Here is a 6,609-nt window from a genome sequence, read left to right on the forward strand (position 1 = left end):
GCGTGCCTCGCCCCGGGCGAGTCGGGCGGGCCGTCCATGGGGAAGGCGGCGGCGCCCCTGCGGTAGATGCGTGCCGCGGCCCTGTCGCCCTGCCCGTCCGCGGCGGCCGCGCACTTCTCGGCGATGCTCACGGCGTCGTCGGGCGCGCCCCCGGCGGCGGCCAGCCACAGGGCGCGGACCGCCAGGCCCGCGTCGCCCTCCTCCTCGGCGAGGGCGGCGATGGAACCCAGGTTGTTCAGCGCTTGCTGGTGGACCTCGTGCTGGTGCTCGTTCGGGGCGGGAAGGCACTTCCCGGCCGCCGCCGCGGCGCCGAACGCCTCGGCGGCGCGGGTGAGCAGGTCGTCGGCCGCCAGCCAGCCACCGAGCTGGACACCCGTCATGAGTGCGATGGCGTGGTCGCCCGAGTCCAGCAGCGTCTCGAACTCCGCGTAGGCCGCTTCGGTCTCACCCAGCTTGTGCAGCGTGAAGCCGAGGAAGGCGCGGATGGGGGCGACGTTCTCGGGACGCGCGTTCCCCAGCGCCGTCCGGTACCAGGGCAAGGCCCCGGCGTGGTCCCCGCGGTTCCTCAGCAGGTCGGCCAGTGCCCAGGCGCCGACGCCCACCGTCTCGGGGTCGCCGCTCGCGGCGGCCCGGCGCGCGGCCGGCTCCAGCGCCGGGTGGTCGTCGAGCGACTCCAGCGTCTCGATGAGCCGCCGCAGGCAGCCCAGCGCCTCCGGACGATCGACGGCGGCCCCCGTGCTCCAAAGCCGCGATCGCGGCATCGGTGTCGCCCCGCTCGCCGTATTCGTAGCCGAAGTGCTCGCATACGACGGCCACCTGCGCGGGCGGCCCGTACTCCAGCACCGCCTCGTAAAGTTCCTGCGCGCCGTTCATCCATTGCTGCAGCCGCTGCACCGCCGTGCCGCCGACCAGCTCCGCCGCGGCGGCCGCGTGCCCGGTGCCGGCGGACCGGCGGAGCCATCCCCGCGCCGCCTCGTCGTCGCCCTCGCAGAGCGCGAGGTGAAGCTCGGCCAGGAGCGGTTCGCCGTGCTCTTGCGTGAGCAGGCCGACCGCCCGTGGACGATCGCCGTCCTCGGCCGCCAGAACGGCGCGTTCCTCCGGGCTCGCGACGCCGAGGCGCTCGCGGGCCCGCGCCGCCACGAGGCCGGGGGCGCCGGACGCGGCCTGCTCGTCGGCGTGCCGCGCCGCCTGCCCGTCACCGCTCGCGGTCAGGTATTCGCCGAGGTCGTAGGCGGCCTCGGCGGCGAGCGGGCCGGCGTCCGGGTCGCCCTCCTCCCGGCGCCGGTCGAACAGCACGAGCGCGTGCCGGACATGCCGGACGGCCTCCGCCGCATCGCCGCGCCCGGCCACGATCCGGGCCAGCAGGACGCTCGCGCGGGCGACGGCCTCACCCTCGAACCCGTCCTCGGCCCCGCAGGCGATCACCGCCTCGAGGCGCGCGGCGGCGGCGTCGTGGTCGCCCAGCTCGTGCAGGTTCCAGCCGAGCAGGACGTCCACGTGCGGGCCCTCGCCCGCCGCGGCGGCCTGGAGGTCGCGCGCCTCCGTCGCCCGTCCGGCCGCGAGGAGCGCCTTGACGGCGTCCTGGAGGAGTTCGGCGTAGTCGTCGCCGCCCGCCGCCACGGCCCATGCCTCGGCCGCCCCCGCGCGGTCGCCCTCGTCGTTGCGCAGCGCGCCCAGCAGCAGGGCGGCCTTCTGGGCGTCGCCGCCGGACCCGTGCTCGACCGCCAGGGACAGCGCGGCCTCGGCCGCCTTCCCCGCCCCCTCCGCCTGCCAGGTGTTCGCGGCCTCGACGAGAAGTGCGCAGGCCAGGGGCAGCGCGTGGCCGGGGACGCTCGCCAGCGCGTCCGCCGCCGCCGGGAACTCGCGGTCGAGCAGATGGCGGGCGAACGCTCCCTCGGCCGCGAGTTCCGGGTCGTCCTCGGGGACGGCCGCGAACGCGGCACGGGCCGCGCCGAGGTCGCGCATCCGCGCCCGGGTGAAGCCGAGCAGCCAGGCGTGGCGTGCCGCGGGGACACCGCCCCGGGCCGCGAGCCGCTCGTGCGTCGCCGCCGCGGCGGCCAGGTCGCCGCGCTCCTCGAAAATGCGGGCCATCTCCGCCTCCGCCTGGGCTGCCAGCCCCGGATGACCGGACGCGGAGACGCTCCCGAAGGCGGCGAGTGCCGCGTCCGGGTCCCGCTCCTCGACGGCCGTGCCGAGCGCCTGCGCGACCCAGGGGGCCAGTGCGGGCTCGCCGTCCGCGTGGGCCTGCCGCAGCAGCGCGACCGCCTCGTCGGCGTCCTCCCCGGAACGCAGGAGCCAGGACAGCACCGCGGCCTGCGACAGCGCCGCCGGAACACCGGCCGCCGCCGCCTCGCCGAACAGCTCCGCGACCCGCGACGGCGGCACGCCGAGCCGCATGCGGGCCTGCGCCAGCGCGCACTTCGCCGGTGCGGAGACCGCGGGGTCGGGGTGCCGTGCCGCCTCCTCGTACCGGGCGATGCCGATCTCCCGGCCGAGCCGCTGGTACTCGACCAGGCCGGTGAGCACGGGATGCGTCCGCCCGCCCTCTCCGTGCGTGATCAGGCGGCGCTGGACGGCCGCCGCGAACCCGGAGGCCAGGTCGTCGCCGTCCGCCACGTACTCCAGCAGCTCGTCGGCCTGCTCGGTGTCGCCCTCGCCGAGTTCCAGCGTCGCCAGCATCATCATGGCGCGGGTCGACCGGTCCCCGAGGCCGGCGTCGATCACCCGGCGCAGCAGCGTCCGGGCGGCGCCGACCTCGCCCGCGCGCAGCCGCTCCAGGGCGGCGTCGCAGTCGTCCACGGCCTGTTCGACCTCCTCGCCGGGACCGCGTTCGGCCTGGTCGGCCAGGTCGGCCAGGTCGGCCAGGTCGGCCTGGGCGGTCAGCAGCCGGGCCCGGGACGAGACGTCGGGGTCGTCGAACAGCGCCGCGCGGTCGAGGAGTTCGATGACCTCCGCCCGTCGCGGGTCGCCGTCCGGCAGGCCGTGCAGGAGCGTCCCGAGGAAATGGACGCCGTCCGAGCGGAACTCCGACTCCGAGTCGAAGACGATCCGCCAGCACTCCACGGCCTCCTCGACCTCGCCCGCCTCGGAGAGGACCTGCCCGAGGCAGGCATGCGCCTCAAGCGCGTACCGGGGATGCCCTGACTCGACGACCCGCCCCAGGATCCGGCGGGCCTCCTCCTCGTCACCGAGCTCCCGGACGAGCTTCGCCTCCTCGATGAGCGCGTCGAGCCTGATCTCGGGACGGTGGTCCTCCGCCGCGCGCCGGTAGGCCTCCAGCGCCTCGGCCCGCTCACCGAGGTCGAGCAGCGCCGCGCCGAGCAGCTTCTCGGCCCGGCAGCGCTCCGCCGGGTCCCCGACCGCGATCGCGTGCTCCATCACCCGCCGGCACTCGTCGAACTCGCCCAGGCGCGCGTGGACGGAGTAGAGCCGCGTCGCCGCCTGCGTGCAGAGCTGCGGCGCGCCCAGGGACAGCATCGCGTCCAGTGCGGTCAGGACGGTGTCGATCGCCTCGGGATCCTCGTCCTCCAGCACGGCGACGACCGACTCGAACGCCTCCCACCCTCCGCGCTCGCGCTCGACCCGGTCGTCCGGCGGCCTGATCTCACCCGTCTCCGCGGCCAGCTCGGCGATCGCCGGGTCACCGCCGTTCAGGGCCCGCCGCCGGGCCAGCTCGGCCGCGTCCGGGTCGCCGAGATCGCGGAGCACATGGGCCAGGGACAGCTCCGCCATCCCGGCGAGCTGCGGATCGGCCCCGGACGCCGCGATCCGCAGCGGCCGCCACGCCATCGCGGGTGCGCCCTCGTCCATCAGGAGCGTCCCCAGGACGATCGCGGAGCGCTGCGCCCACCGCGGGTGGCCGCCGGAGACGACCGACCGGTGCGCCGCCCGCGCGCCGTCCTGGTCGCCGTCCTCGGCCAGCACCAGCCCGAGCACGTGCGAGGCCTCCGCGGCGACCGCCCCGTCCGCGGACACCACGATCCCGCGCAGCGCCGCGGCGGCCCCGCGGCGGTCGCCCCCCTCCCGCCACAGCGCGACCGCCGCTTCGAGTCGCTCGCCCCATGAGGCCATACCTGGTCATCCCCCTGCGCAACGGTTCCTGCAACCAGGTGATCATGCAAGACATACGGGTCATCCCGCAGCAAATCCCACGATTCCCTCACCTAAACGGACACACCAGAGACGATGGCCCACCGTCCCCGGGGGCGACTCCGCCGTCTCGTTCCGGCCATGCCGATCGCTCCCGTGAAGACGGATCGGGCGGGAGGGCAATAACGGGCATCAGGGGTAGCGATATGGAAGGTGCCGATGCATGACCGCCGTTCCCTCGTCCGCGGTGCCGTCCGCGGTGCCCGTGGAAGACAGTGACGCCGCGGTGATCGTGGCGTCCCGCGACGATCCCGAGCGCTTCTCGGAGATATTCGACCGGTACTTCGCGGAGATCCACCGTTATGTCGCGTCCCGCCTCGGGGACGCTCCGGCCGATGACGTGGCCGCCGACACGTTCCTGACCGCCTTCACGCTGCGGCACAAGTACGACGCCGGACGGCCCCACGCCCGCGCGTGGCTGTACGGCATCGCCACCAATCTCGTCCGGCGCCACCGCCGTTCCGAGACGCGCGCCTACCGGGCGCTCGGCCGTGCGAGCGCCGAGACCGACCACGCCGACCGGGTGGCCGAGATGGTCAGCGCGCAGCGGTTGCAGCCCCGGCTGGCCGCGGTGCTGGCGGGCCTGGGCGCAGGCGACCGCGACGTCCTGCTCCTGGTCGCGTACGCCGACCTGAGCTACGCGGAGGTCGCGCAGGCCCTCGGCATCCGCGCCGGGACGGTCGGTTCCCGGCTCAACCGAGCGCGGCGGCAGCTGCGCCGGGCACTCGAAGGAGACATGGAGTAATGGACGAGATGCAGACGCTTCGGGAGTACCACGACGCCCGTCCCGGCCCGTCGCCCGAGGTGGTGGCCGAGGCCCGCGCCCGGCTGGACGCGAGGACCCGGACGCGGGAGCGCCACGTCAGGGCATGGCGGCGACGGTACGTGCTGGGCGCGGCGGCGGTCGGCGCAGCGGTGGCCGTGACGGTGCCGCTGAGTACGCTCGGCGGCGGACCGGGCGGCGACCAGGCGTTCGCGGCCGAGCGCCTGGCGGACGGCCGGATCAGGGTGACGATGGACGAGCTCACCGGCCCGCCGGACGTCGTCCAGCGCCGCCTGGACGGGATCGAGCGTGAACTCGCCGCGATGGGGCTCAAGGCGGACATCGACCTCATCCCCTTCGGCCACCGGTGCTCCGTCTCCCCGCGCGGCGACGTCGACCAGGTTCACCACCCCGTGGTGAGTATCGGGTCGAGCGACCCGAACGAGGAGCAGATGGTCTTCTATGTGCGTCCTGACCTAGTCAAGCCGGGGAACACGCTGGCGTGGACGGTCTCCGTGCGGCACCGCGACGGCCGGTCGGCGGCGGCGATAGGGACAGCCGCCTACCAGGTGCGCGGCCCGGCGGAACCCTGCGACCCCGTACCCCTCGGCCAGCAGCATCCCTAGTTCGGCCGAACCATGAGTCCCTCTCGTCCCCGGCCGGTGGTTCTGGGACGGGAGGCCCGGGGGCGCCTGTCAGCAGGGGCCTTCGGTGACGGAGGTGGTGACCGAGTGGCTCCACGGTCCGTCGTCGCCGCCGAGGTTCAGGTCGTTCTCGACCTCGACGGTGAGGCAGACGGGGTTCTCGCCGTCGCGGTTCGTCAGCTCGTACTTGCCGCTGCCGGCCGAGCGGATCTCGACGTTGCCGCCGCCCTCCTCGTTCACGGCGTCGTAGACGCTGGACGACGCGCCGAACGACGAGCCGATCCCGGACTGCGCGCCCTGGTCCACCTTGGACGCCGCCGCCTGTGCGACGCTACGGACCTGCGAGGTGGAGTAGGTGGTGGATCTGTCGACGTCCATCAGGACGACGGTCGTGACGGCCAGCGTGACCGCGCCCGCGAACAGTCCGAACCGGTTCAGCGTGAGCGCGGCGTCGGACGGCTCGTTGGCCTCCGGGTTCTTGTACTGCCAGGCGTGGGTCTTCCAGTAGAGCATCCGCTGGTCCAGGCACCCGAGGACGAACGTGGCGGCCGCCAGAACGAGGAAGAGGACGATCAGGGCTGTCATGTGCGGCCTTCCCTCCGCCGATGGGGTCCCTGTATCGGACGCGGCCGAACAGTATTTTGTTCTGTTTGCGGACCCGGGTGAGGGCGTCAGCGGGCGGGAAGGATGCGGCCGCTCACCTCGCCGAAGCCGATGCGGGTTCCGGACGGGCCCGGGGCGGTGGCCGAGATGACCACTTCGTCGCCGTCCTCCAGGAAGGTTCGGGGCTCGCCGTTGACCGTGACCGGGTCCGTGCCGCCCCAGGTGAGCTCGATGAACGCGCCGCGCTGGTCCTTCTCCGGGCCCGAGACCGTCCCGGACGCGAACAGGTCACCGGTTCGGGACGAGGCGCCGTTCACCGTCATGTGCGCGAGCATCTGGGCCGGTGACCAGTACATCTCCCGGTAGGGCGGACGGGAGACGACCTGCCCGTTCCAGGAGATCTCCAGGGAGAGGTCCAGGCCCCAGAGGTTCTTCTCGCGCAGGTAGGGG

Annotated in this window: 5 protein-coding genes; 2 read left to right on the forward strand and 3 right to left on the reverse strand. The window is 74.4% G+C overall.

Going from position 1 to position 6,609, the window contains the following annotated elements:
- Positions 1-444 precede the first annotated feature (444 nt).
- Positions 445-4,071, reverse strand: a complete 3,627-nt coding sequence (locus E1281_RS41865; protein ID WP_243716929.1) for a hypothetical protein — start codon at positions 4,069-4,071, stop codon at positions 445-447.
- A gap of 241 nt (positions 4,072-4,312) precedes the next feature.
- Here E1281_RS41865 and E1281_RS13745 point away from each other — a divergent pair, with 241 nt between their 5' ends.
- A complete protein-coding gene (locus tag E1281_RS13745) occupies positions 4,313-4,894 on the forward strand; it encodes an RNA polymerase sigma factor (protein WP_131878031.1) in 582 nt (193 codons plus the stop codon).
- Positions 4,894-5,538 carry a hypothetical protein gene (locus E1281_RS13750; protein WP_131878033.1) on the forward strand — a complete coding sequence of 215 codons (645 nt, stop codon included), beginning with the start codon at positions 4,894-4,896 and terminating at the stop codon, positions 5,536-5,538. The genes E1281_RS13745 and E1281_RS13750 overlap by 1 nt, the downstream gene beginning before the upstream one ends.
- A gap of 69 nt (positions 5,539-5,607) precedes the next feature.
- Here E1281_RS13750 and E1281_RS13755 read toward each other — a convergent pair whose 3' ends face one another.
- On the reverse strand, positions 5,608-6,141 hold the full coding sequence (locus tag E1281_RS13755) for a hypothetical protein (protein ID WP_131878035.1): 534 nt from the start codon (positions 6,139-6,141) through the stop codon (positions 5,608-5,610).
- Positions 6,142-6,227: 86 nt separating this feature from the next.
- Positions 6,228-6,609, reverse strand: a 382-nt coding sequence (locus E1281_RS13760; RefSeq protein WP_207943276.1) for a fumarylacetoacetate hydrolase family protein, incomplete at its 5' end; no start/stop codon positions are given.

Origin of the sequence: Actinomadura sp. KC345 (genome assembly GCF_004348515.1) — a bacterium.
Classification (GTDB): Bacteria; Actinomycetota; Actinomycetes; order Streptosporangiales; family Streptosporangiaceae; genus Spirillospora.

Bases quoted from the DNA above. Each gene is read 5' to 3' on its own strand.
- E1281_RS41865 (WP_243716929.1), bottom strand. From the start codon at position 4,071: ATGGCCTCATGGGGCGAGCGACTCGAAGCGGCGGTCGCGCTGTGGCGG.
- E1281_RS13745 (WP_131878031.1), top strand. From the start codon at position 4,313: ATGACCGCCGTTCCCTCGTCCGCGGTGCCGTCCGCGGTGCCCGTGGAA.
- E1281_RS13750 (WP_131878033.1), top strand. From the start codon at position 4,894: ATGGACGAGATGCAGACGCTTCGGGAGTACCACGACGCCCGTCCCGGC.
- E1281_RS13755 (WP_131878035.1), bottom strand. From the start codon at position 6,141: ATGACAGCCCTGATCGTCCTCTTCCTCGTTCTGGCGGCCGCCACGTTC.